General features: G+C 67.8%; 13 protein-coding genes and 5 pseudogenes. 11 read left to right on the top strand and 7 right to left on the bottom strand.

Annotated elements, in window-relative coordinates:
* Positions 1-1,096: 1,096 nt before the first annotated feature.
* Positions 1,097-2,125, bottom strand: coding sequence for a LacI family DNA-binding transcriptional regulator (locus G5C60_RS37285; protein WP_165266209.1), 1,029 nt, complete (start codon positions 2,123-2,125; stop codon positions 1,097-1,099).
* A gap of 960 nt (positions 2,126-3,085) precedes the next feature.
* On the opposite strand from G5C60_RS37285, the gene G5C60_RS37280 reads away from it, so the two are divergent.
* The 4 genes from G5C60_RS37280 to G5C60_RS37265 all read left to right on the top strand — a co-directional run bounded on the left by G5C60_RS37280 (position 3,086) and on the right by G5C60_RS37265 (position 8,654).
* Entirely contained in the window at positions 3,086-4,402 is a 1,317-nt protein-coding gene (locus G5C60_RS37280; protein ID WP_165266207.1) for an extracellular solute-binding protein, read from the top strand.
* Positions 4,399-5,301, top strand: coding sequence for an ABC transporter permease subunit (locus tag G5C60_RS37275; RefSeq protein ID WP_165266204.1), 903 nt, complete (start codon positions 4,399-4,401; stop codon positions 5,299-5,301). Before G5C60_RS37280 ends, G5C60_RS37275 begins: the two co-directional genes overlap by 4 nt.
* Position 5,302: 1 nt before the next feature.
* Positions 5,303-6,196: a carbohydrate ABC transporter permease gene (locus tag G5C60_RS37270; protein WP_165266202.1), complete on the top strand. Its 894-nt coding sequence runs from the start codon at positions 5,303-5,305 to the stop codon at positions 6,194-6,196.
* A 76-nt stretch (positions 6,197-6,272) separates the two neighbouring features.
* Complete coding sequence (locus tag G5C60_RS37265) at positions 6,273-8,654, top strand: beta-xylosidase/alpha-l-arabinosidase (protein WP_165266200.1); 2,382 nt, start codon at positions 6,273-6,275, stop codon at positions 8,652-8,654.
* Between the two features lie 175 nt (positions 8,655-8,829).
* Here G5C60_RS37265 and G5C60_RS37260 read toward each other — a convergent pair.
* Positions 8,830-9,522: pseudogene (locus G5C60_RS37260) on the bottom strand (fumarylacetoacetate hydrolase family protein); the annotation flags it as partial.
* Between the two features lie 21 nt (positions 9,523-9,543).
* On the opposite strand from G5C60_RS37260, the pseudogene istA reads away from it, so the two are divergent.
* Both istA and G5C60_RS37250 read left to right on the top strand, forming a co-directional pair.
* Positions 9,544-11,181, top strand: a pseudogene (istA, locus tag G5C60_RS37255) (IS21 family transposase).
* Positions 11,178-11,868, top strand: a pseudogene (locus G5C60_RS37250) (ATP-binding protein). Before istA ends, G5C60_RS37250 begins: the two co-directional pseudogenes overlap by 4 nt.
* Before the next feature lie 79 nt (positions 11,869-11,947).
* Here G5C60_RS37250 and G5C60_RS37245 read toward each other — a convergent pair.
* The gene (locus tag G5C60_RS37245) at positions 11,948-12,565 is read right to left on the bottom strand and encodes a TetR/AcrR family transcriptional regulator (protein ID WP_338146039.1); all 618 of its coding nucleotides are present in this window, start codon (positions 12,563-12,565) and stop codon (positions 11,948-11,950) included.
* Between the two features lie 98 nt (positions 12,566-12,663).
* Between G5C60_RS37245 and G5C60_RS37240 the strand changes: the two genes are divergently transcribed.
* Together G5C60_RS37240 and G5C60_RS54360 are read left to right on the top strand one after the other, a co-directional pair.
* Positions 12,664-13,845: a cytochrome P450 gene (locus G5C60_RS37240; RefSeq protein ID WP_165266198.1), complete on the top strand. Its 1,182-nt coding sequence runs from the start codon at positions 12,664-12,666 to the stop codon at positions 13,843-13,845.
* A gap of 438 nt (positions 13,846-14,283) precedes the next feature.
* Positions 14,284-15,376, top strand: a pseudogene (locus G5C60_RS54360) (IS630 family transposase).
* 320 nt (positions 15,377-15,696) lie between these two features.
* Here the strand turns inward: G5C60_RS54360 and G5C60_RS37225 are convergent.
* Entirely contained in the window at positions 15,697-16,662 is a 966-nt protein-coding gene (locus tag G5C60_RS37225; protein WP_165266192.1) for a WYL domain-containing protein, read from the bottom strand.
* 92 nt (positions 16,663-16,754) lie between these two features.
* Here G5C60_RS37225 and G5C60_RS37220 point away from each other — a divergent pair, with 92 nt between their 5' ends.
* Both G5C60_RS37220 and G5C60_RS37215 read left to right on the top strand, forming a co-directional pair.
* Complete coding sequence (locus tag G5C60_RS37220; RefSeq protein ID WP_165266190.1) at positions 16,755-17,123, top strand: VOC family protein; 369 nt, start codon at positions 16,755-16,757, stop codon at positions 17,121-17,123.
* Between the two features lie 71 nt (positions 17,124-17,194).
* Positions 17,195-18,136, top strand: a pseudogene (locus G5C60_RS37215) (integrase core domain-containing protein).
* A gap of 346 nt (positions 18,137-18,482) precedes the next feature.
* On the opposite strand, the gene G5C60_RS37210 reads toward G5C60_RS37215, so the two are convergent.
* The 3 genes from G5C60_RS37210 to G5C60_RS37200 form a co-directional block, all read right to left on the bottom strand.
* A complete protein-coding gene (locus G5C60_RS37210; protein WP_165266188.1) occupies positions 18,483-18,983 on the bottom strand; it encodes a polyketide cyclase in 501 nt (166 codons plus the stop codon).
* Positions 18,984-19,285: 302 nt separating this feature from the next.
* Positions 19,286-20,209, bottom strand: coding sequence for an RNA polymerase sigma-70 factor (locus tag G5C60_RS37205; protein ID WP_165266186.1), 924 nt, complete (start codon positions 20,207-20,209; stop codon positions 19,286-19,288).
* A 6-nt stretch (positions 20,210-20,215) separates the two neighbouring features.
* Positions 20,216-21,160: an NAD-dependent epimerase/dehydratase family protein gene (locus G5C60_RS37200; RefSeq protein WP_165266184.1), complete on the bottom strand. Its 945-nt coding sequence runs from the start codon at positions 21,158-21,160 to the stop codon at positions 20,216-20,218.
* 64 nt (positions 21,161-21,224) lie between these two features.
* Between G5C60_RS37200 and G5C60_RS37195 the strand changes: the two genes are divergently transcribed.
* The gene (locus tag G5C60_RS37195; RefSeq protein WP_165266182.1) at positions 21,225-22,550 is read left to right on the top strand and encodes a tyrosine-type recombinase/integrase; all 1,326 of its coding nucleotides are present in this window, start codon (positions 21,225-21,227) and stop codon (positions 22,548-22,550) included.
* The last annotated feature ends 81 nt before the right edge of the window (positions 22,551-22,631 follow it).

Below are 22,631 nucleotides of genomic sequence, written 5' to 3'. Positions count from 1 at the left end.
AACCACCCCCACCACCCCGCCGCTTGACCGCGAGGCCAAGTGGCGGGGTGGTGATACGTCACATCGAAGAAGTCACCAGGAACGTAGCCATGTCCTGCCGGTACTTCGGGATCAGCCGGCAGGCGTACTACACCTGGTACCGCCGCTACCAGGCCGAGGGCACCGAAGGGCTGCGCACCCACTCCAAGGCACCGAAGCACAGCCCCAACGCGACGCACGTCGAGGTGGTCGGGAAGATCATCTATCTGCGGCAGAACTACCACTTCGGGCCCGAGGAAATCGCCATGTATCTCGAGCGGTACCACGACATCACCATCAGCAGGTCCGGCGTCTGGTGCATCCTCAACCGCCTGGACATGGGCCACCTGCCGGCCTCCCAGCGCTACAAGCGTCACGACCGCCGATGGAAGCGGTATGAGAAGCAACTGCCCGGCCACCGCGTGCAGATCGACGTGAAGTTCATCGAGCCGCTCGCCTCGATGCCCCAGGGACGCCGCGGCGGGCGCAACAATGACTTCCAGTTCATCGCGATCGACGACTGCACCCGTCTGCGGGTGCATCGCCCGCATGGCGGCCTCGGGCGGCCAGACGCCCCACGAACGCCTCAAGCAGAAGACCACGACCCGGGCGTAATCGCTGATCATCAGTTGCACACCGACAACCATCCCCGCGGGAACGGGGAGCAGGTCTGGCGTTCCGCCCGGAATCAGGTGGACGGGGGACCATCCCCGCAGGTGCGGGGAGCAGGCCAGAGGGCACGGAATGTTGGGGTGGAAGTGGGGGCCATCCCCGCGGGTGCGGGGATGGCCCCGTTCGAACTGCTCCCCGTATCCGCGGGGATGGTCCCCAGTCGACCTTGTTGTAGGCGTAGATGATTCGCGTGCCCCCGCGGCAGCGGGGATGTTCCGTCGAGGCTGCCTGCATCCTGGCCGTCTCCACCGCTCCCCGCACCCGCACCCGCACCCTTGTTTCATACAGTCCGAAGAAGCTTGGGTTCTTCTAGAGCTTGAAGTCGGTTGCCTGGAGGCATCGTTGCGCTCCAGGCAACCCGACATGGTAGGTACCCGCTGTAATCAATGCGACCTCTCACCTGCGACTACCTACGCGCCGAAGTTTCTTCGCGGGGTGGCGCCGTTGAGGCGCGTACCACGAGTTCGGTGGCGAGTTCGATGTGGTGGGACTCGACCTTTTCACTGTTGGCCAGTCGGAGGGCGGTGCGCAGGGCGGCACCGCCCATCTCCCGCAGTGGCTGACGCACGGTGGTCAGTGGCGGTGAAGCCATCTGGGCGAGGCTTGTGTCGTCGAAGCCGACCACGCTCAGATCTTCGGGGACGCGCAGGCCTCGGGTGCGGGCGGTCTCGATGACACCGACGGCGATCTCGTCGTTGCCTGCGAAGATCGCCGTCGGTGGCTCTTGCAGGCCCAGTAGCGCCGTGGCGCCGAGCAACCCGGTCTCGTACGTGAATTCTCCGGGCCGGACGTAGGCGTCGGGTACCTGCGCTCCTTCCGCCTCCATGGCGGCGCGGTAGCCGTGCACGCGTGCCTGGTTGCATACGGCCATGGCCGGTCCGCCGATATAGGCGACGCGGCGGTGCCCCAGAGAGAGCAGGTGCCGGGTCGCGGCCAGGCCGCCGGCGAAGTTGGTCGACCCGACGCTGTGGACGCGGCTGTCCGGCAGGTGCAGTGGGTCCAGCACGACCAACGGCAGCCCGGACCGGGCCAGTTCGTTCAGGTGCGCTGTGGTGTACACGCTGGTGACCGCGATGACGGCGCGGCGCCCGGCTGAGACCAGGTCCCGGGCCCAGTGCGGGGCATGGGACGCCTTGCTGATCACCACCGAGGCCCCCGATTCTGCGGCGGAGTCGAGGATGCCTTCCAGGGTCTCGGCCACGTACGACTTGAGGCCGCCCTTGAACTGCACCTCGATGGTCGGGCTTTCGACGACCTCGGTGTGGCGGAACACGGGCGCGAGGTAGTCGTGCTGATGCAGCAGTTCCTGCACCCGGCTGCGGGTGTGCGGCGCCACGTCACCGCGACCGTTGACCACTTTGGACACGGTCGCGACGGAGACTCCCGCCGCTTGGGCGATGTCCGCCAAGGTGGTGCGCCTGGCGTTCGGACGCATCGGTTCCTCCCAGCTGTACGTCCACCGGTGTGGTGAGCTGCCGGTCGGGCCGGCAATGCGAGTGGAACCGGTCAACCGTACGGCAACCCGGCACCGAGCTCGTCCGGAGAGGTGCCGACGAGCCCCTCAACCTCGACACGTCCGACGATCTGTGTGAGATCGCGTCCGGTGAACGCGGTCCGGAGCATGCATACCGACCGGTACACGTGCGACCCGTACGTGCGCGCTTGCGCCCGGTTCCAGCCGTATCCGGGCGCAGCGGGCCAACTGCCGCACTGTCCCGCCCGACCGCCCGGACGGCGCAGACCTGCACCCGCAGTTTGGTGGGCAGGCTCCGGCCGGCCGGGGCGATCGCCGCCGCGCCCTCCTGGTCCGGGCTTGAACGCCCGGACCAGGCCAGCAGCACGGGGACGCCGGTCCGGGACTCCTCCGGGACCGCGTGCTGCGACTCGACAAGCACTCCGGCGCTCTCCACCGCGGTCACCGGCCGCTGCCGTACACCCGGGTGAGGTGACCGGGACCATGTGGGGCGACCTCTGCCGGCGGAACGCTCCCGGGTTCCCGCGAACATATCGTCCGGAGGCGCCGCTTGTGGACTCTCCGCCTGTCCGTCGCCGCCTTCGGCCACACGCCCCGGGCAGCTGCCGACGCAGCGGCTGCCGAGCCGCGCGACCTTGTGCATGACCTGCACCGACAGTGTGTCAGCCGTGGTCATCGCATCGCCTCTCCGTCCCCAACCAGTCAATTTCGAAAAGGTTTCGGTCCCCGCCAAGGTTTCTCGAGAGTCCTTCTTGCCCGATATTACGCGGCTGGCGGCAGCACGACAACGCGCTTGCACACACCTTGACAGGGCGTCAGCCCGAAACCTAATTTGCACGAACAGAGCTCAGAGAAGGCCATTTCGAAAACCTTTCACCATGACTCACGAGAAGCCGATGGCTCTCGAGTGCGGAGAAAAACATGGCGCTCTCCCGACGTACCCTCCTCGGCCTGGCCGCCGGCGTGCCGGCCTCCGCGGCACTGGCAGCCTGCGGCTCGTCCGGCCCCAGCAAGGGCGGCGGCGACGGCACGGCCACGTACTGGCACCTGAGCGGCCAGCCTCAGGAAGGCGTCAGGACCGGTGCGGTGAAGCGGTTCAACGAGGCCAACCCCAAGGGGCAGATCGAGGTCACCACCTTCGAGAACGACGCCTACAAGACGAAGATCAAGACCGCCATCGGCGCCGGGAAAGCGCCCACCATCATCTGGGGGTGGGGCGGCGGCACGCTGCGCACCTACGTGGAGGCCGACCAGGTCGACGACCTCACCCCGTGGTTCGACGAGAACCCTGACATCAAGAACCGGCTCTTCCCGTCCTCGTTCGGCGCGGCGACCGTCGACGGCAGGATCTACGCGATGCCGTTCGAGAGCGTGGAGCCGGTCGTCCTGTTCTACAACAAGAAGGTCTTCGACGACGTCGGCGTGGAGCCGCCCCAGTCCTGGGACGACATCATGGCCCTGGTGCCCAAGTTCAAGGCGGAGGGCATAGCGCCGTTCTCCCTCGGCGGCCAGTCCCGGTGGACGAACATGATGTGGCTGGAGTTCCTGTTCGACCGCATCGGCGGCCCCGAGGTGTTCCAGGCCGTCTTCGACGGCGAGAAGGACGCCTGGTCCCACCCGGCCGCCATCGACGCTCTGACCAAGGTGCAGGAGCTGGTCAAGGCGGGCGGATTCATCAAGGGCTTCTCCTCGATCACCGCGGACTCCAACGCCGACCAGGCGCTGCTGTACACCGACAAGGCCGCGATGATGCTGCACGGCTCCTGGTCGTACGGCATCCAGCAGACCGAGGGCGGAGACTTCGTCTCCAGCGACGGCCTCGGTTTCATGAACTTCCCACCCGTCGAAGGCGGCAAGGGCGATCCGGGCAACTCCGTCGGCAACCCCGCCCAGTACCTGTCCATCTCCTCGAAGGCCAGCGCCAAGCAGAAGAAGATCGCGAAGGACTTCCTCGCCACCGGCGTCCTCGCGGACGAGGAGGTGAAAGAGTGGATCGACACCGGGGCGGTGCCGATCCGGAAGGGCTCGGAGAAGCTGCTGGCCGAATCTGAGAGCTCCGAGTTCCTGCAGTTCGTCTACGGCATCGCCAGCAACGCGAAGGCGTTCGGCCAGTCCTGGGACCAGGCGCTCAGCCCGACGGCCGCCGAGACGCTGCTGGACAACATCGCCAAGCTGTTCCAGCTGTCCATCTCGCCACGGCAGTTCACCGACAATCTCAACAAGGTCATCGGCAAGTGAGCGCACTCACGGGCTCTACAGGGCGCGAGGGCCGGCGCAGCATCCTGCCCTGGCTGGCCGTGCCGGCGCTGGTCTTCTTCGTCGGCTTCGCCGTCATCCCGCTCGTCGGCGTCTTCGTGCTGAGCTTCACGACGTGGGACGGGATCGGCGACATCCACCTGTCCGGGCTGACCAGCTGGCGTGCGGTGCTCACCAGCCCCGGGCTGCCGCACGCCCTCTGGGTGACGTTCCTGGTGATGGCCGTGTCCTGGGCGGTTCAGACTCCGGCGAGCATTCTGCTCGGCACGTTCCTGGCCGGCCGCCAGCGCTACCGCGCGGTGCTGAGCCTGATCTACTTCGTCCCGCTCCTGCTCAGCTCCGCGGCGATCGCGGTCGCGTACAGGGCGCTGCTGGACCCCAACTTCGGGCTGGGCGCCGGGCTGGGGTTCGAGTGGCTCAGCAAGGACTGGCTGGGGCGCCCCTGGCTCGCCTTCGGCGTCGTCGTCTTCGTCGTCTCCTGGCAGTTCGTCCCGTTCCACTCGCTGATCTACCAGGGGGGCGTCCAGCAGATCCCGCAGTCCCTGTACGAGGCCGCGCAGCTGGACGGCGCCGGGCAGATCCGCCAGTTCTTCAGCATCACGCTGCCCCAGCTCAAATACACCATCATCACCTCGTCGACGCTGATGGTGATCGGCTCGCTCACCTTCTTCGACCTCATCTTCGTCCTGACCGAGGGCGGCCCAGGAGACGCCACCCGGGTCCTCGCGCTGGACATGTACAAACGGGGCTTCCAGGCCGACCTGATGGGGCCGGCCAGCGCCATCGCGGTCATCCTCGTCCTGATGGGCCTCGCCATCGCCCTGCTGCTGCGCCGGCTCGGAGGCCGGGACGCCGGTGAGAGCCAGCTTGAGGGAGTCTGACATGACCACCACGCTGACCAAGCCGCAACCGCAGAAGACCACCCCACGCGAGCGGGGGCACCGTCCCGGTGCGACCGCTAGTCGGCGCAACTGGCTCGGCGGTCTGGCCGGATGGCTCTGGCTCGCCGTCGTCGTCGTACCCCTCTACTGGATTCTCATCACCAGCCTCAAGGCCCGGAGCGACTACTACGCGAGCAACCCGCTGGCACCGCCGACCGACCCCACACTGGACAACTACGAGCTGGTCTTCGAGTCCGACTTCATCAGCTACTTCTGGAACAGCGTCGTGGTCACCGCCGGCGCGGTGGTGCCGGCGGTCGCGTTCTCCTTCATGGCCGCCTACGCCATCGTGCGCGGCTGGCGCATGCGGTTCCTGCGCGTGGTGAACGGCATGTTCCTCATGGGCCTCGCCATCCCGCTGCAGGCGACGGCCATCCCGATCTATCTGATCATCATCAAGCTGCAGCTGTACGACAGCCTGCTGGCGCTGATCCTGCCGTCGATCGCCTTCGCCATCCCGCTGTCCGTGCTGATACTCGCCAACTTCATCCGCGACGTGCCCAAGGAGCTGTTCGACTCGATGCGGGTGGACGGAGCCACCGAGTGGGGGACGCTGTGGCGCCTGGCAGCGCCGCTCACCCGCCCGGCCATCCTCACCGTGACCATCTTCAACGCGCTGACCATCTGGAACGGATTCCTGCTGCCGCTGATCCTCACCCAGAGCCCTTCCCAGCGGACTCTGCCGCTCGCCCTGTGGACCTTCCAGGGCGAGTACGGGGTCAACGTCCCCGCTCTCCTGGCCGCCGTTGTCCTCACCACCCTGCCCCTGATCATCCTGTACGCGTTCGGCCGCCGCCAGCTGCTGAGCGGTCTGACCGCCGGATTCAGCCGTTGACCGACGCTGACGCCCTGCTCGTCTACCTGTTCGCCCGTCGCGCCCTGGCCAAGGGGCTGACGGGCGTGGGAGGAAAGTGAACGCCAACGTGGCTGTGGACAACACCACCGAAATCTCCCTCTGGAACGACCCCACCATTTCCGTCCCCGCGAGAGTCGACGCCCTGATCGACGCGATGACCCTTCAGGAGAAGATCGCCCAGCTGTACGGAGTGTGGGTGGGCGCCTCCGATCAGGGCGGTGAAGTGGCCCCCCACCAGCACGACATGGAGGAGGCCGTCGATCTCGACGCGCTCCTGCCCAACGGACTGGGCCAACTGACCCGGCCCTTCGGCACGGTCCCGGTCGACCCCGCCCTGGGTGCACTCTCCCTGGCCCGCACCCAGAGCCGTATCGCCGCCACGAACCGGTTCGGCATCCCCGCTCTCGCGCATGACGAGTGTCTGGCCGGCTTCGCCGCCTGGGGGGCGACCGCCTACCCCGTTCCGCTGTCCTGGGGCGCCACCTTCCATCCGGACGCGGTGCGGCGCATGGCCGCCGCCATCGGCCGCGACATGCGTGCCGTCGGCGTCCACCAGGGACTCGCGCCCGTCCTGGATGTGGTGCGCGACGCCCGCTGGGGCCGGGTCGAGGAGACCATCGGCGAGGACCCGTACCTCGTCGGCACCATCGGGACGGCATACGTGCAGGGCCTTGAGTCCGCCGGGATCGTCGCCACCCTCAAGCACTTCGCCGGCTACTCGGCCTCTCGGGCCGGCCGTAACCTCGCTCCCTCCTCCGTGGGCCCGCGTGAACGCGCCGACGTTCTGCTGCCTCCCTTCGAGATGGCGATCCGTGAAGGCGGCGCCCGGTCGGTGATGAACGCCTACACCGACACCGACGGCATGCCCTCCGCGGCCGACGAGAATCTGCTCACCGGGCTGCTGCGCGACACGTGGGGCTTCGACGGCACTGTCGTCGCCGACTACTTCGCCATCGCCTTCCTGAAGACCCTGCACGGCGTCGCGGCCGACTGGGCCGACGCCGCCGGCACGGCGCTGCGGGCGGGCATCGACGTCGAGCTGCCCAATGTCAAGACATACGGCGTGCCGCTGACCGAGGCCGTCATCGACGGCCGCATACCGGAGGCGTTGGTCGATCGCGCCCTGCGCCGGACACTCACCCAGAAGGCGATGCTCGGCCTGCTCGACCCGGATTGGAGCCCCGTGCCGGCCACGCTCGACGGGGTGGACCTGGACGACCCGGCCGCCCTGCGCGGCCGAATCGACCTGGACGGTCCCGAGAATCGCGCGCTGGCCCGCACGATCGCCGAGGAAGCGGTCGTGCTGCTGAGCAACGACGGCACCCTGCCGCTCGAGACGCCGCGCCGCATCGCCCTGCTCGGTCCCAACGCCGACGAGCCCGTCGCCGTACTCGGCTGCTACTCCTTCCCCCAGCACATCGGCGTCCGCCACCCCGGTACCCCACTCGGCATCGAGCTGCCCACGCTGCGCGACACTCTCGCCGCCGAGTTCCCCGACGCCGAGATCACGGTCGCCCGCGGCACCGGAATCGATGACGGAGATCTCTCCGGCATCCGCGAGGCCACCCGGGTGGCACGCGAGGCCGACATCGCCCTGGTCGTGCTCGGCGACCGCGCCGGGCTCTTCGGGCGGGGCACCACCGGCGAGGGATGTGACGTCGACTCGCTGGTGCTGCCCGGCGCGCAGCAGCAACTGCTCGACGCCCTGCTCGACCTGGAGACACCCGTGGTCACCGTCCTGCTCGCGGGACGACCGTACGCGCTCGGCCGCGCCGTGGAGGAGTCCGCTGCGATCGTGCAGTCCTTCTTCCCGGGTGAGGAGGGCACTCACGCGATCGCCGGGGTGCTCAGTGGCCGTACCAATCCCTCCGGACGTCTCCCGGTCAGCGTGCCGCGCGGGCCGGGCTCCCAGCCGGCCACGTACCTCGGGGCGCGGCTCGCTCACGTCAGCGAGGTGTCCACCATCGACCCGACCCCCGCGTTCGCCTTCGGTCACGGTCTGTCCTACACGCGGTTCGACTGGACAGACCTGACCGTGGACGTCCAGGAGGCTCCGACGGACAGCGAGTTCACCCTCACCTTCACCGTCCGCAACACAGGCGAGCGGTCCGGAACCGAGGTCGTCCAGCTCTATCTGCACGACCCGGTTGCCTCCGTCGTCCAGCCGGTGCAGCGCCTCGTCGGCTACACCCGGGTCGAACTGAAGCCGGGCGAGGCCCGGCTCCTCCGTGTCACGGTCCCGGCCGACCTCGCCTCCTTCACCGGACGCGACGGTCGGCGCGTCGTCGAACCGGGCGAGCTGGAAGTGCGGTTGGCCGCCTCCAGCGCGGATCCGCGCCTGACGGCTAGGGTCACGTTGACCGGAGCCGAGCGCCATGTGGATCACACGCGGCGCTTGCACGCCACGATCGGGCAGGAGCCGGTTGCCCGGGCATGAACCAGGCGTGCGCAGCGCTGCGCACACGGGACCGCAGGGCCAGGCATGTGGTGGTCCGGGCCCGGTGCTTCCGGGGTGCCCTGTGACCACGCGGCCTGGTGCACATGCACAGGGAGGAAGGTGCAGAGCAGGCACCCGCGCCTGGAGGAGGAAGTTCCCTCCGCCGTCGCCGTGCTCAGCACCGGCATGACGACTGCGGCGCCGGGGGGCTGCGGGGCGTGCGGGTGGACTGCCGGGTCATGGGCCTCTGCACGCCGCGCTGGGCGGGGTTGCGCATCAGCGCTCGTACGCCGAACGTCCACGGCGCGGCCTGCTCGCTGGGAACGACGGTGTTGACCAGAGCGCCGAGTCGCGGGCTGGAGATCCGCACGATGTCGCCGTACTCGTGGGTGAAGCCCGCACCGGGTGCCTGTCTGTCCTCGGTGGGGGCGAACAGCGTTCCGGTGAACAACACGAAGCCGTCCGGGTATTGATGGTGCGGACCGTGCGTGGCGGCCACCAGGTCCAGTACGTCGCGGCTGATCTCTCGCATGGAACTGCTGCCACGCAGTACGTAGCCGTCCGTGCCGTCGGTCCGGAGGTCGATGTCGATCCCGCGTACGGGGTCGAGGTCGAAGTCCTCGTCGAGCAGGCGGACGAACGGGCCGATCGCGCATGAGGCGTTGTTGTCCTTCGCACGGGACAGCGGCAGGGCGCTGCGTCCCTCGATGTCGCGGAGGTTGACGTCGTTACCGAGCGTCGCGCCGCGTACCCGGCCGCGCGAATCCACGACGAGGACGGCCTCAGGCTCAGGGTTGTTCCACACCGAGGCGCCGAGCACGCCGATGTCGGCGCCGGTGCCGACCGCGGACAGTACCGGCATTGACGTGCTCTGCGGGATGAGGCTGCGATGGCGCCACCGAAGTCCAAGGTCGACCTGTACGCGGCGATCCGCCGTGATGCCCGGGCAGGGATGTCGTACCGGGCGTTGATGCGTGAGTACGGAGTCGGATTCCGCAGGGTGAAGGCGGCGTTGGAGTCGGTCTGGCCGGAGCCGCGGAAGAAGCCGCGGCCGCGCGGGACCCGTCTGGATGCCTACAAGCCGTTGATCGACGAGATGCTCCGGGCGGATCTGGATGCGCCGCGCAAGCAGCGTCACACGGTCAAGCGGATCTTCGACCGGCTCCTGGACGAGCACGGGCCGAGGCGGTGACCTATCCGATGGTGCGGGCCTATGTCGCCGACCGGCGTCCCCAGATCGCCGTAGAGGCCGGCCGCGGGGTGGTGCACGCGTTCATTCCGCAGTCCCACCGGCCGGGGGCCGAGGCGGAGGTGGACTTCGGCGACGTGAAGGTACGCCTGGCCGGTGAGCTGGTCACCTGCTTCGTGTTCGCGATGCGCCTGTCGTATTCGGGCAAGGCCGTGCATCGCGTCTTCGCCTCCTGCGGCCAGGAGGCGTTCCTCGAAGGCCACGTCCACGCTCTCAGCGTGCTGGGCGGCGTCCCGACGGGCAAGGTTGGTTACGACAACCTCCGCTCCGCGGTCTCCCGGGTGCTGAGCTCGCGGTCCCGCGCGGAGAACGAGCGGTGGACCGCGTTCCGGTCGCACTTCGGCATCGATGCCTTGTATTGCCTGCCCGGAATTGAGGGCGCGCACGAGCAGGGCGGGGTGGAGGGGCAGATCGGCTGGTTCCGCCGCAATCACATGGTCCCCGTCCCCGAGGTCGCCTCCCTCGCCGAGCTCAACGCGATGATTGAGCAGTGGGATGAGGAGGACGAACCGCGCCGGATCGGCTCCCGTCCGCGGCCGGTGAGCGAGTACTACGCCGTTGAACGGCCACTGCTGCAGCCGTTGCCCGACGATCCCTTCGAGACGGGGAGGCTGTTCAGCCTGCGGGTGGACCGCTTCAGCCAGATCAGTTTCCGTACCATCCGCTACTCGGTGCCGGTGCGGCTGATCGGGCGGACGGTGAGGGCGATGCTGCACGTGTCCGAGCTGGTGATCTACGACGGCCAGCAGGAGGTCGCCCGCCATGAACGGCTGATCGCCAAGGGGAAGGCTCGGCTGGATCTGGACCACTACCTGGAAGCCCTGGTCCGCAAGCCCGGTGCGTTTCCCGGGGCCACCGCCCTCGAACAGGCCCGTCCCGCAGGGAAGTTCACGCCGGTCCATGACGCCTGGTGGGAGGCGGCGAAGGCTGCCCATGGCGAGCGGGACGGCACCCGGGCCCTGATCGAGATCCTGCTGTTGGGCCGCCACGTCCCCCACGAACACCTGGTCGCCGGGCTTGCCTCCGCGCTCAGGGCCGGCGCTCTGACCGCGGACGCGGTCGCCCTGGAGGCACGGAAGGCGGCCGAAGCCGACGAGGTCGCGGCTCCGGCTGTCCCTGCGGAGTCGGAACGGACGAACGTGACCTCGCTGACCGAACGGCGGCTGGCCCAGCTGCCCCCCCGACACCCGGCCGCTGCCCTCGGTCGCGGCCTACGACCAGCTGCTGCGAGCACGGCAGTCGGCCGACCGCCCCGCCCTCCAGAAAGAGATGCCGTGACACTCAAACGCCATCGCGGGCTGACCGAAGAGGCCGCGACCGCCGCCGTCGACCAGGCATGCCGCATGCTCCGGCTGCCCACCATCCGGGCCCAGTTCCCCGAACTGGCCGAAGCAGCCGCCCGGGACCAGATGTCCTATCGCGGGTTCCTCGCCGAACTGCTGATGGCCGAGTGCGACGACCGGGCCCGCCGCCGCTCCGAACGGCGCATCAAGGCGGCGCAGTTCCCGCGGGAGAAATCGCTGCGGGTCTTCGACTTCGACGCCAACGGGAACATCGACGCAGCCGTCATCCACACCCTGGCCACCTGCGAATGGGCCAAGAAGGGACTGCCGCTCTGCCTGATCGGCGACTCCGGCACTGGCAAGTCCCACCTGCTGATCGCGCTCGGCACCGAGGCCGCCATGGCCGGCTTCCGCGTCCGCTACACACTCGCCACCAAACTGGGACCGCAGGGGCGCTGAGCTGCTGTTCCAGGTGCTGACGGGGCGGGAGGAGAAGAACAGCGTCGCCATCGCCTCCAACGAATCGTTTGGAGGGTGGACAAAGACATTCACCGATCCGCGGCTTTGCGCGGCCATCGTCGACCGCCTCACCTTCGGCGGGAACATCATCGAGACCGGCACCGACTCCTACCGGCTCGCCAGCACCCGGGCCGCCCGGGCGCAGAGCGCAGCCTCAGGCTGACCCGTCCGAGCCCCAAAAACCGGCCAGAGACTGCGTTCACCGCTCCGTGCCACGACCGAGTGCGCGTGCGCTGAACACGCTAAGCCGGGCGGGGGAGCGAGTTGAGGCCGTCGATCGCGATGTCGGTGGCCCTTTGAACGGCTTTGTAGGTCTGCTCCGGCCGGTTGCCCCGCTTTTGGCACGCGGCGACGACGACCTTGATCGCCCCGACCAGCGAGCCCACCGCCGCGGCGGCCTCGACGAGGTCCAGCTCGGGGCAAGCGAGGTGGAGCGCTTCGGTCAGCTGTAGCTGAATGTCGAACAGCAGGTGCAGTTCGCGCGCCTGAAGTGCCGGGACCGACGCGATCAGCAGGGTGCGAGCCGGGCCGACCGTCCGCGCCAACTCCGAGTCCGTGTCCGCGAAAACACTCTGGTCGATGACGCGCCGCAGCAGGTCGGCCACCGGTTCGCCGGGCTGCCGTTCTCCGATGATCTCGACCGCGCGCTCCAGCCGCGACCTGTCGTCGAAGAAGACGATGTCGTCCTTGCTGTCGAAGTAGCTGAAGAAGGTGCGTGTCGCGATGTCTGCGGTGGCCGCGATCTCCGCCACGGTTGTCTGGTCGTAACCCTTCTCGGCGAACAATCGCAGGGCGCCTTCGATGAGCGCTTGCCTCGTGCGCATCTTCTTCCGCTGGCGCAGCCCTGGGTCGCTGGTCACGACCGCACCTTACCGCATGCCATGCAATTTTGCATTCATTGACGTTTTGCATTGAGTGCTGTTTTATCGGGAGGTCCGTACCGACCGAGGAGCGGCCGATGGAGAGCACGCCCCCGGCAGTGGTCACGCCCACGGCCCGCCAGAACCCGTTCGATCCGCCCGAGGAACTGCGCCGCCGGCAGGGGCTCGGCCCAATCCATCGGATGACCTACCTCGACGGTGGTCAGGGGTGGTTGGTGACCGGCTACGCCGCAGCGCGGGCGATCCTCGCCGATCCCCGATTCAGCGTCCGCCCGGACCACATGCGCTCACCGATCGCCCAGCCGGCAACGGCGCCCGTGCCGCCGGAATTCCTCCTCCGCATGGACCCGCCCGAGCACGACCGCTATCGGCGGTTGCTCACCGGTGACTTCACGGTGCGCCGGATGAAACTCCTCGAACCGGAGATCGAAGCGATCGTCAATGACCAGTTGAACGCGATGGAGCTCGCCGGGGGCCCGGCCGACTTGTTCAAGGCATTCGCGCTGCCGATCCCGTCACAAGTGATCGGCGAACTGCTCGGGGTGCCCTACTCCGACAGGCAGGGGTTCCAGCAAAACGCCGCCACGCTCTTGAACGTCGACCTCACACCGGAACGCCGGCAGGAGGCGGTCAGGGAGCTCACGGCATATCTACGGGACCTGCTGGGCCACAAGCGTTCCTGGCCGGAGGAAGATGTGCTCAGCGGGCTCGCTGCGCAGGAGGGACTCACTGCGGACGAGCGGGCCGGACTGGCGCTCCTGCTCCTGATCGCCGGGCATGAGACGACGGCGAACATGCTTGCGCTGGGCACATTCGCTCTGCTGGCCAACCGCGCACAGTTGGCCGAGGTCCGCGGCAAGGAGGAAGACGTCCCTGCAGTGGTCGAGGAACTGCTGCGTTACCTCACGATCATCCCTCACGTGGTCCGCGTCGCGCTCGAGGACATCGAGCTCCACGGCTGTCTGATCAAAGCCGGCGAGTCCGTCACCGTCGCGCTTTCCGCGGCGAACCGGGACGCTGACCATTTCGCCGACCCGGACGCGCTTGACCTCACCCGCTCCACGGCCGGACACCTCGCGTTCGGTCACGGCCTCCACCGGTGCCTCGGGCAGCGACTGGCCCGCGCCGAAATGCGCATCGCCCTCCCCGCACTGCTTCGCCGCTTCCCGGCACTACGTCTCACTGTCGCGCCCGAGGAAGTGCCACTGCGGTCGGCCATGACGGTCTACGGCGTGCGTGAACTTCCGGTCACCTGGTAAGCCGATCAAGGTCGAGACGAACGACGTGTGCTCGGCGACTTGCAGCGCGACGTCTGCGAGTTTGAGCAACGCCCCTTCACTGCCCGCGTCCAGCGGATGCCCGCATCGGACCACGATCGTCTGGATCAAACTCACCCAGGCGCACGGCATGGATCAGTTGCGGCCTCCGGTGTTGTCACTTCTCATCGACATTTCCGACCCGAGTGATCGCTAAGTGCTTCCGGAAACCGCCGACAAATGTTGTCCGTTCCCACCTACGAAACCACCCGGGGGTCCGGGGAGCAGTCATCACCTGTAGCCGAGAAAGAGTTCAGGATGGGACCATCCCCGCACCAGCGGGGATGGTCCCCTGCCGTCGGTTATGAGCTTCATTACTGAGCTCTTCGGATTGTTGTCGGGGGCGGTGACGTGTGGTGATCCCTGCGGTAGGCCGGTGGTATGCGGTACGCGCAGGGTGGTGGGCTGACCGCGGAGCGGCGGCGGTTTCGCGAGTGGATCCGGTACGAGGCTGGTGAGCAGTTCGCTCGTGGTGAGAGAACCGCGGTGATCGCGAAGGACCTGCGGGTAAGTGAGCGGTCGGTGGAACGCTGGCGTCGCGCCTGGCGGCAGGGCGGGATGGCCGCGCTCGCCTCCGCTGGACCGCCGAAACTGCCCCGGCTGACCGATGAGCAGTTCGCCGAGTTGGAGAAAGAGCTGGCGCGGGGGCCGGCCGTGCGCGGCTGGGAAGACCAGCGCTGGACCCTGGCCCGGATCAGAGTGCTGATCGCCCGGAAGTTCAGGCTGGACTGCTCGTCGTCGGCGGTGTGGCGGCTGCTGCACCGGCACGGCTGGTCCTGGCAATCTCCCGCCCGCAGAGCCCTCGAGCGTGACGAGCAGGCTGTGGGCCTGTGGAAGAAGGATGTGTGGCCGCACGCGGAATGACTGCGGCGGCGCTGGGCGCGTACATCGTCTTCGAGGACGAGGCCGGTTCTCGATGACACCGCCGCGCGCCCGCACTTGGGGCCGGCGTGGACACACGCCGGTGGTCCGGGTGCGGGGCCGTTCCTGGCGCCGCTGGTCGATCGCCGCCATGTGCTGCTACAAGCCGGGTGAGACCTCCCGGCTCATCTACCGGCCGCGCCGCCACCGCAAGCACCGCAGCAAAGGACGCGACACCTTCGCCTGGAACGACTACCGCGACCTCGTCGCCCGCGCACACATCCAGCTCCAGGCCCCCATCGTCCTGATCTGGGACAATCTCAACACCCTCCGGGCCGCCGGGATGCGCCAGTACGCGGACGAGCACGACTGGCTCACCATCATTCAACTTCCGTCATACGCACCGGATTTGAACCCCGTCGAGGGCGTCTGGTCGCTGTTACGGCGCGGCCCACTGGCCAACACCGCCTTCGCCGACGACGACCACCTCGAACGCACCCTCCGCCGGGGCCTGCGCCATTTCCAGCTCCGGCCCGACCTCATCGACGGCTGCCTTGCCGGCACCGGACTCACTCTCACCCACCGACCGACAACAACCCGAAGAGCTCAGTAACTGTATGCAGTAACCGGCATCTTCAACGAAGCCGGGCACCGTGGGTTGAAAGCGTTACACTCCGTCGCTCGCGATCAGGAACTTGCTGTCGCACCATGCGTGCCGCCTGCCACGTGAGCTAATGGACCATGTCCCCCTCACGTCACAGAATCCCGCCAGATGGATGCGGCGGGGCTCCGCCATCCCAAAGGCTGTCCCCGAACACAGGAGTCCCCGTCGCCACCTGGCTGGCGGGGGTTCCTCAGCTGTCACAGCCCCTATGAGCGGGGTCCTCGCCGGGCTGGCGGGGCGTGTCCGGATAGGGGCCTGGTTGTTGCGGGTCAGGACGTTGGTGACGGCGCATAGTGGTGGGCAAGATTGGTGGCGAGGTCGCGAAGGTGAGCCCTGGCTTCGGTGGGGCCGTGCACAGTGATGGCGCTCCCGAACGGCAGTAGTGCTCGCACGTCCTCCAGATGCAGGAAGCGGATTGTTACCTTGCGGCCGGTGGCGGATTCTTCATGGTCGTCCCGGACGAGTCGTAGGCCAAAGATCCGTTGCGCTCGCTCGATCTGGGTCTGGTCGATGGTGGCGCTGACCTCTATCGCGTGGTTGTGTTCCCACTGAGTAATGAGCGCTGCAGCGACGGTGGCCAGGGTCTGGCTCTCGCGGATCCGTCGTGGCTGGTCGGCTTCTTTCCACGTCGTGATCCGTTCGAGTCGGTACATCCGTGGCACTCGGGCACAGTCGGCGACGAGGTACCAGACGCCGGCCTTGGCGAACAGCCCGTAGGGATCCACGACCAGGTCGCGTGGGCATGACTCGCGTGGGCTGTCGTACTCGATCCGTAGCCGGCGACCTCGCCGCACTGCGCCGATCAGCGAAGCCGGAGTCGTGCCGAAAGCTCGTGCCTGACGCCAGGGACGGCTGTCCACGTGCACTACGTCGGTGAGCGGCAGGAGCTCATGAACTCGACGTGGCTGTGCAGCGGCGATCTTGGAGAGCGCGCGCCGGCTTTCGACCGATGCGTTGAGCTCCGCACGTTGCTTCTCATCCAGCCCGGTGAGCGACAGATGATCACGCTCGCCCGGTGTGAGTCGCGTGAGGTCGAGTCCGGATCCGGGCAGCATGGTCACGCCTCCGAGGCGGCCCCGGTGTGCGGTCACCGGCAGACCGGCGTCGCGGAGCCAGTTCAGATCTCGGGTGATGGTTCGAAGGGACACCCCGAGCGCTGAGGCGAGTTCCTGTGTGGTCACGGCATCCCTTGATGTGAGGAGCAGCATCAGGGTGAAGAAGCGGTCTGGGGTCACACACCAATTTTTTCAGGAATTGCGACACGATGCGGCGCATATCCCGGTCAGGCTGGTGGATGCGTACCTACCACCTGTGAGAAGGAACAACCATGACCACATCCGTCGTGTCCATCGTCTACGTGAACGACGCTCCCGCCGCAGCTCGGTTCTACGGCGACCTCCTCGGCATGAGCCCCTCGTTCGAGACTCCGGGATACATCACCTTCGACCTCGGGCCAGGCGCTGACCTCGGTCTGTGGTCTGGCCAGTTCGATGATCTGTCACCGGACGTTCCGCGCACCAGTGAGGTTTGCCTGGCCATTGACGGTGGACGACCCGAGGAGCTCAACGCGACCTTTGAGCAGTGGAAGTCCAACGGGGTCACGATCCTGCGCGAGCCTCATGATGCGGGGTTCGGGCTGACCTTCCTCGCAGCCGATCCTGACGGGAACCGTATCCGCGTCGCACCGAAGGGCTGAAAGGCCGCATTGCGGCAGGCGCGCACGATAGGTGTTGCGCCTGCCGTCGTCTGACTTCGAGAGGACGACGAGTGCCCCACGCGAATGCGCCCCTGAGCGTCGAGGGCCACAGGCGGCTGGTGAAGCGGTGCCAGACACGTCCCATTGCCCACGTCGCCGCTGAGATGGGTATCTCTCGCTCCTGCGCCGGCAAGTGGGTAAATCGCTGGCGGCTACGGTGATGACGGTGATGCGGGATTGCAAGACCGGCCGTCGAGTCCGCACCGGAGTCCGAACGCGACTCCGGCATGGGTCATCGAGCAGATCGAGTCCTGGCGCCGCGAGCTCAAGTGGTCCGCGCAACGGATCACCGACGAACGTGTCAGTATCTCGACCCAGGCGGTGAGAACAACCGGAAGCCGGGGAAGATCACTGCCCGTCGGCCCGGACACATGGTGCACCTGGATGTGAAGAAGGTCGGCCGGATCCCTGATGGCGGCGGGTGGCGGATCCACGGCCGGGACAGCGATCAGGCCAAGGTCGCTGGTCGGGCGAAGTCGGCCGGGGCAAAGCGTGGCTACGTCTACCTGCACTCCGTCGTCGATGGTTTCCCACGGCTCGCCTACACAGAACCGCTGGGCGATGAGAAGGGCGCGACGGCTGCTGCCTTCCTCGCCCGGGCGAAGGTCTGGTTCGCCGCCCACGGCATCAACCACATCCACCGGGTCGTCACCGACAATGGCGCTTGCTACCGCTCCGGCGACGTCGCCCGCATCGTCGGGCAAGGCACCCGGCATCAGAGAACCAAGCCATACACACCTCGGCACAACGGGAGGTGGAGCGCTACCAGCGCATCATGGCCGAGGAAGTCCTCTACGCCCGCGAGTTCACCAGCGAGGACGCCCGGTCAGCCGCGATCGCAGTGTGGAACATCCACTACAACCACCACCGGCCGCATAGCGCTGCCGCCGGAAAGCCCCCCAGCAGCACGCCTCCGCGAGAGCATCACCAACGTCGAGCCCTCATACGCCTAGTCACGCGGGATCGTGCCGCCGTCCTTCATCCAATCGGAAAACGGTGGCGGGAGCCAGCGGCCCCCGGGCCGGGGTCCCTTGAGCTCCAGGCGGGCCAAGCCGATCATTGGCCGCCAGGAACACAGTCTTGCGCGTGTAGCCGGGCCGACGGCCCCGAGCCTGGTCCTCCGTCGACGACCTGGTCATCCAGGGGCTGGGCCCCAAGACCATCTGGGGCCATCTCATGGACACCACGAGATCTCCGTCTCCTACGCATCCATCGACAGCTACATCCGTGGACGTCAGAACACACGGCTCAAGCGCCTCGATCCCGGCTCAGCCAAGCCCCTCAACCCGCGTCCGCAGCTCAATGCTCGTGCCGCTCGGCGAGCAGCTTCAGGTTCAGCAACTGCCGTCGAGCCATGATCAGATCGCCGACCGACAGGCCGATGGCCGCCCAGCGGCTGGTTTGCATGACGACCTTGAGCAGCAGGCGCGTCGTGTCGTGGTCCTGGGGCACGAGGACGTAGGACATAAAGGCGCCCATGATGGTGCCCGTCAGCTCGTTCCCCGGTTCGACCGAGACGATGCGCCCCAGCTCACGCCCGCCAGCGATAGTGAACTTTTCTCCTACTTGAGGCTCAGGGAGGTCTACCAGCTCGCGAGGCGAGCGGCGGCCAAGGTTGTCGATCCAGTCGTACGAGTATGGCGCAAGCCTCACTTGTGCGACCCACGGCCACACCGCATCGGCAGGCGCCTCGACACCCACCCCCCGCCACGCCTGCAACGCGGGTGAGGTGACGAAGTCGTCGCACGGGTAGGACCGCCGGATCTCGCCATCGCTCACACCCCAACGGTCACCGATCATGCATCCATCCTCCGCCAACATCCCCGTTAGCCACTGTTCGAAGGTTGATACGCGCGTCGGCGGATACCGCACGTCGCTGACATCACCCCAGTCGGACCAGGTCAGAACAGCCGGTTGCCAGGTAAGCGGCCGTCTCAACGAACTTGTTCTGTCCAGGTCGGCAGCTCGCAGCCGACTTTCTTCGTTGAGAACGGACACCGGCCCAACCCTCGTGCGACGGCCTTGCGTTCAGTTTCATGGCTGACAGCGGGCCGCCGCGGGCGGTCATCGACCCCACTCACAGCGGGAACCTCACCAGTGGTTCAGCCGTCGTGGCCGGATCGGCGGGCCGCGCGCACCAGGGCGGCGAGGTCACCGACCTGGTCGAAGTGCCGCAGCTTGTCGGGGTTGACGATGGAGTGGATCGTCTGGATCCCTCCCTGGGCGATGTCGAGCCCCATGACCGCGACCAGTTGGTGCTGCGCGTCGAACACCGTGGCGCCGGGCTGGCCGTTGACCTCGGTGACCTGAATGCGCCCGCCCGCGCGCGCCAGCACGGACAACCCGGTCAGCACGATCTTCGCCACGCGTTCCCGGCCCTTGACCGGACGGCCCAGCGCGGGCACCTTGCCGCCGCCGTCGCCGTGCGCCACCACATCCTGCGTCAGCAGCGCCTCCAGCGCCCGCAGGTCGCCCTGCTCGGCGGCGGCGAAGAAGCGCTGAGCCAGCTCTTCTCGCTGCCGCCGAGAGGCGTAGTAGCGCGGTCGGTGCTCCCGAACGTGGCCGCGGGCCCGTGCGACCAGGTGCCGTGTGCTGTCCACATCGGTACCGATGATCTCGGCGACCTCCGCATACGGATACTCGAACACCTCGCGCAGCAGGAACGCGGCCCGCTGTCGTGGCGACAGGCTCTCCAGCAGCACCAGAAATGCCAGCGACAGCGAGTCGGCGGTCTCGGCGTGCTCGGCCGGCGTGGGATCGGTGACCAGCGGTTCTGGCAGCCACTCGCCGACATACCGCTCCCTCCGCACCCGTGCCGAGCGAAGCTGGTCGATGGCCAGCCGGGTGACGAGCGTGGCGATGTACGCCCGCGGCGAGGCGATCGGCTCGTCCTTCCGCAAGGTCTGGTGCACCCGCAGGAACGCCTCCTGCACCACGTCCTCGGCTTCGCCGACGCTTCCGAGCATGTGGTAGGCGATGGCAAACGCCCGCGGCCGCAGCTCGCCATACAGATCCGAGGTGGACATGTCGCGTCAGCTCATTCCGTCGGTGAAACCGGTGCGCCAGCTCGGGTACCGGGGCGTCCAGCCCAGTTCGCGTTTGGTCTTCTCGGTGGAGATACCGGGAGCCCGCATCATCATGTCCACCGGGCCCTTGCCACCCAGCAGGCCGGCGAGCCACGCCGGTACGCGGCGCGGCGGTTTGGCGCCGAGCGCGCGGGCCAGCTCCGGCAGCCAGACGTGCACCGCTGTCGGGTCGTCGTCGGCGGCGTGGTAGATCCCGGGCTTGCCGCGTTCGATCGCCGCGACCGTGACCGACGCCGCATCGGCGATATGCACCATCGACCACACCCCGGCGCCGCCACCGACGATCGGGAACCTTCGCTTGCGGATCATCTGGGTCATTACGGCGTCCGGTGCGGCCTCGATACCAGTCCCCGGCCCATAGAAGCCACCGTAGCGAATCGCGATGCCGTCGGCCCAGGTCATGCCGGTCATCGCGTCCTCCACGTAGCGCAACGCGGCCACCGTCTCCTCCATGTCGGCAGGTGGGTTCGGCTCGATCCGGCCGTCCTCGCCGACGATCGGCCCGCTGGTGCGCTCCATCCACATCGCGTTGCTCTGCGCCACGAACTTGCGGACGCCGACGGCGCGGCCGGCGGCCAGCAGGTGGTCGGTGCCCTCGGTGCGCAGCCGGTTGGTGGCAGCCACCATCCGCTTCATGTTGCGCATCTTCATCGGCCCGCCTATCGCGGTGAGCTGATGGACGATCACCTCAGGCTCTGCCCTGGCCACCGCGTCGGCCACCGAGTCCGGGTCGAGCGCGTCGACGACCACCGGCTCGGCGCCGAGCGCGCGCAACGCGCCGGTCTTGGCCGCCGAGCGAGTCGTGCCCACCACCTCGTGCCCGCGTGCCACGAGTTGGGTGACGAGGTGGCCGCCGATCGCGCCGGACGCTCCGGCGATGAAGATCTTCATGATGTCTCCGTTCGTCGCTGCTCACCAACAACAGACGAGACACCCCGCGCCCGCATGATCAGCTGTGGCGCAGGTCACAAAATACGGCGCGGTTGTGCCGCCGGACACCACCTCGAACAAGCCCCGGAAACGACAAAGATCCCGACCGATCACGAAGATCGGCGGAATCTCGTCAACCGTTCACACCTGGCTCGAGCTGCTGCTGGGCACCGGGATGCGCCGCGGCGAGGCCCTCGGCCTGCACTGGACCGACGTCCATCTGCCCGAGAAGACCCTGCTGGTGCGGTGGAACCTCACGCCCGTCAACAACAACCGGCCCTACCTCGGCCACCCCAAGACCAAGGCGAGCCGGAACTGGGTGAGCCTGTCCCCGCGGGTCGCCGCCGCGCTGGAGCGCCAGGCCGCCCTCGCCCGGGCCGGCCAGCCCCCAGGCACCCCTCTGAAGGGCCTGGTGTTCCGCCAGCCGGACGGCTCCCCGCTGCGCCCGCAGGGCATCCTGACCGAGCTGCGCGGTGCCGCTCGGATCAATACCCCGCCCATGCAGCATCCCGGCTTCGGTTGCGCAGCAAGGGCGCCTCCGCTCCCCAGCAGCAGCCAGTCCCAGAAACAAGCGTCGACGCCGTCGACAACCCGCGCCAAGTCAACGCACCTTCCAGTTTCAGGAGAACAAGCACCCGTGAACGAGAACACCCGTATCAAGACCCTGGCGGCGGCCACAGCCCGCGCCTGGGACGCGTTCGTGATCGTCGTCGGCATGCTCAAGGGCGGCACCGGCAAGACCACCTCCGCCTGGTTCATCGCCCTCTACTACGCCGTCATCCTCGACCTGCCGACGCTGCTTCTGGACGCCGACGCGACCAGCCAGTCCGCCTACGACTGGTTCAAGGTCGCCCAGGCCGAGGGCTTCGAGATCCCCGCCAACCTCGTGGTCGAGCGGTACCCGTTCGATGACATCGCCGAGTACATCCGTGAGAAGCGTGCCAAGTTCGGCGCGATCGTGGTCGACGCCGGCGGCGGCAGCGCGAAGCTGTTCCACGAGGCTGTTACCGAGGCGAACCGGCTGCTCGTGCCGGTCGCCCCCACCAAGATCGAGCGCCGCAAGCTCGTGGCCACCTTCGACGAAGCCGAGCGCGCCGCCGCCCGCAACACCCGCGACGTCACCGCCCACGTGGTCCTCGTGAAGGCCGACGACCGCACCAGCCTGCCCCGCAACGCGAAGGACAAGCTGCTGGAGCCCGAGAAGGGTGAGGGCATCGGCCAGGACCGCGACGAGCCGTTCCCCCTCGCCGAAACCGTCATCCACTCCTGGGTGCACTACATGGAGGCCTTCGGCGAGATCCCCACCGAACTGAGCGAGTACGCCGAACTGATGAAGGAGCTCACGGCATGAGCGAGCGTATGAAGCCCCCGGCCCGCCGCGCTGGTCGCACTTTGGGCGGGGCCAAGAAGGCGGCCCCGCCGCCCCCTCCCC

The organism is Streptomyces scabichelini, from assembly GCF_011045015.1.
Taxonomy (GTDB): Bacteria; Actinomycetota; Actinomycetes; order Streptomycetales; family Streptomycetaceae; genus Streptomyces; species Streptomyces scabichelini.
This window is presented reverse-complemented; position numbering and strand designations above follow the sequence as displayed.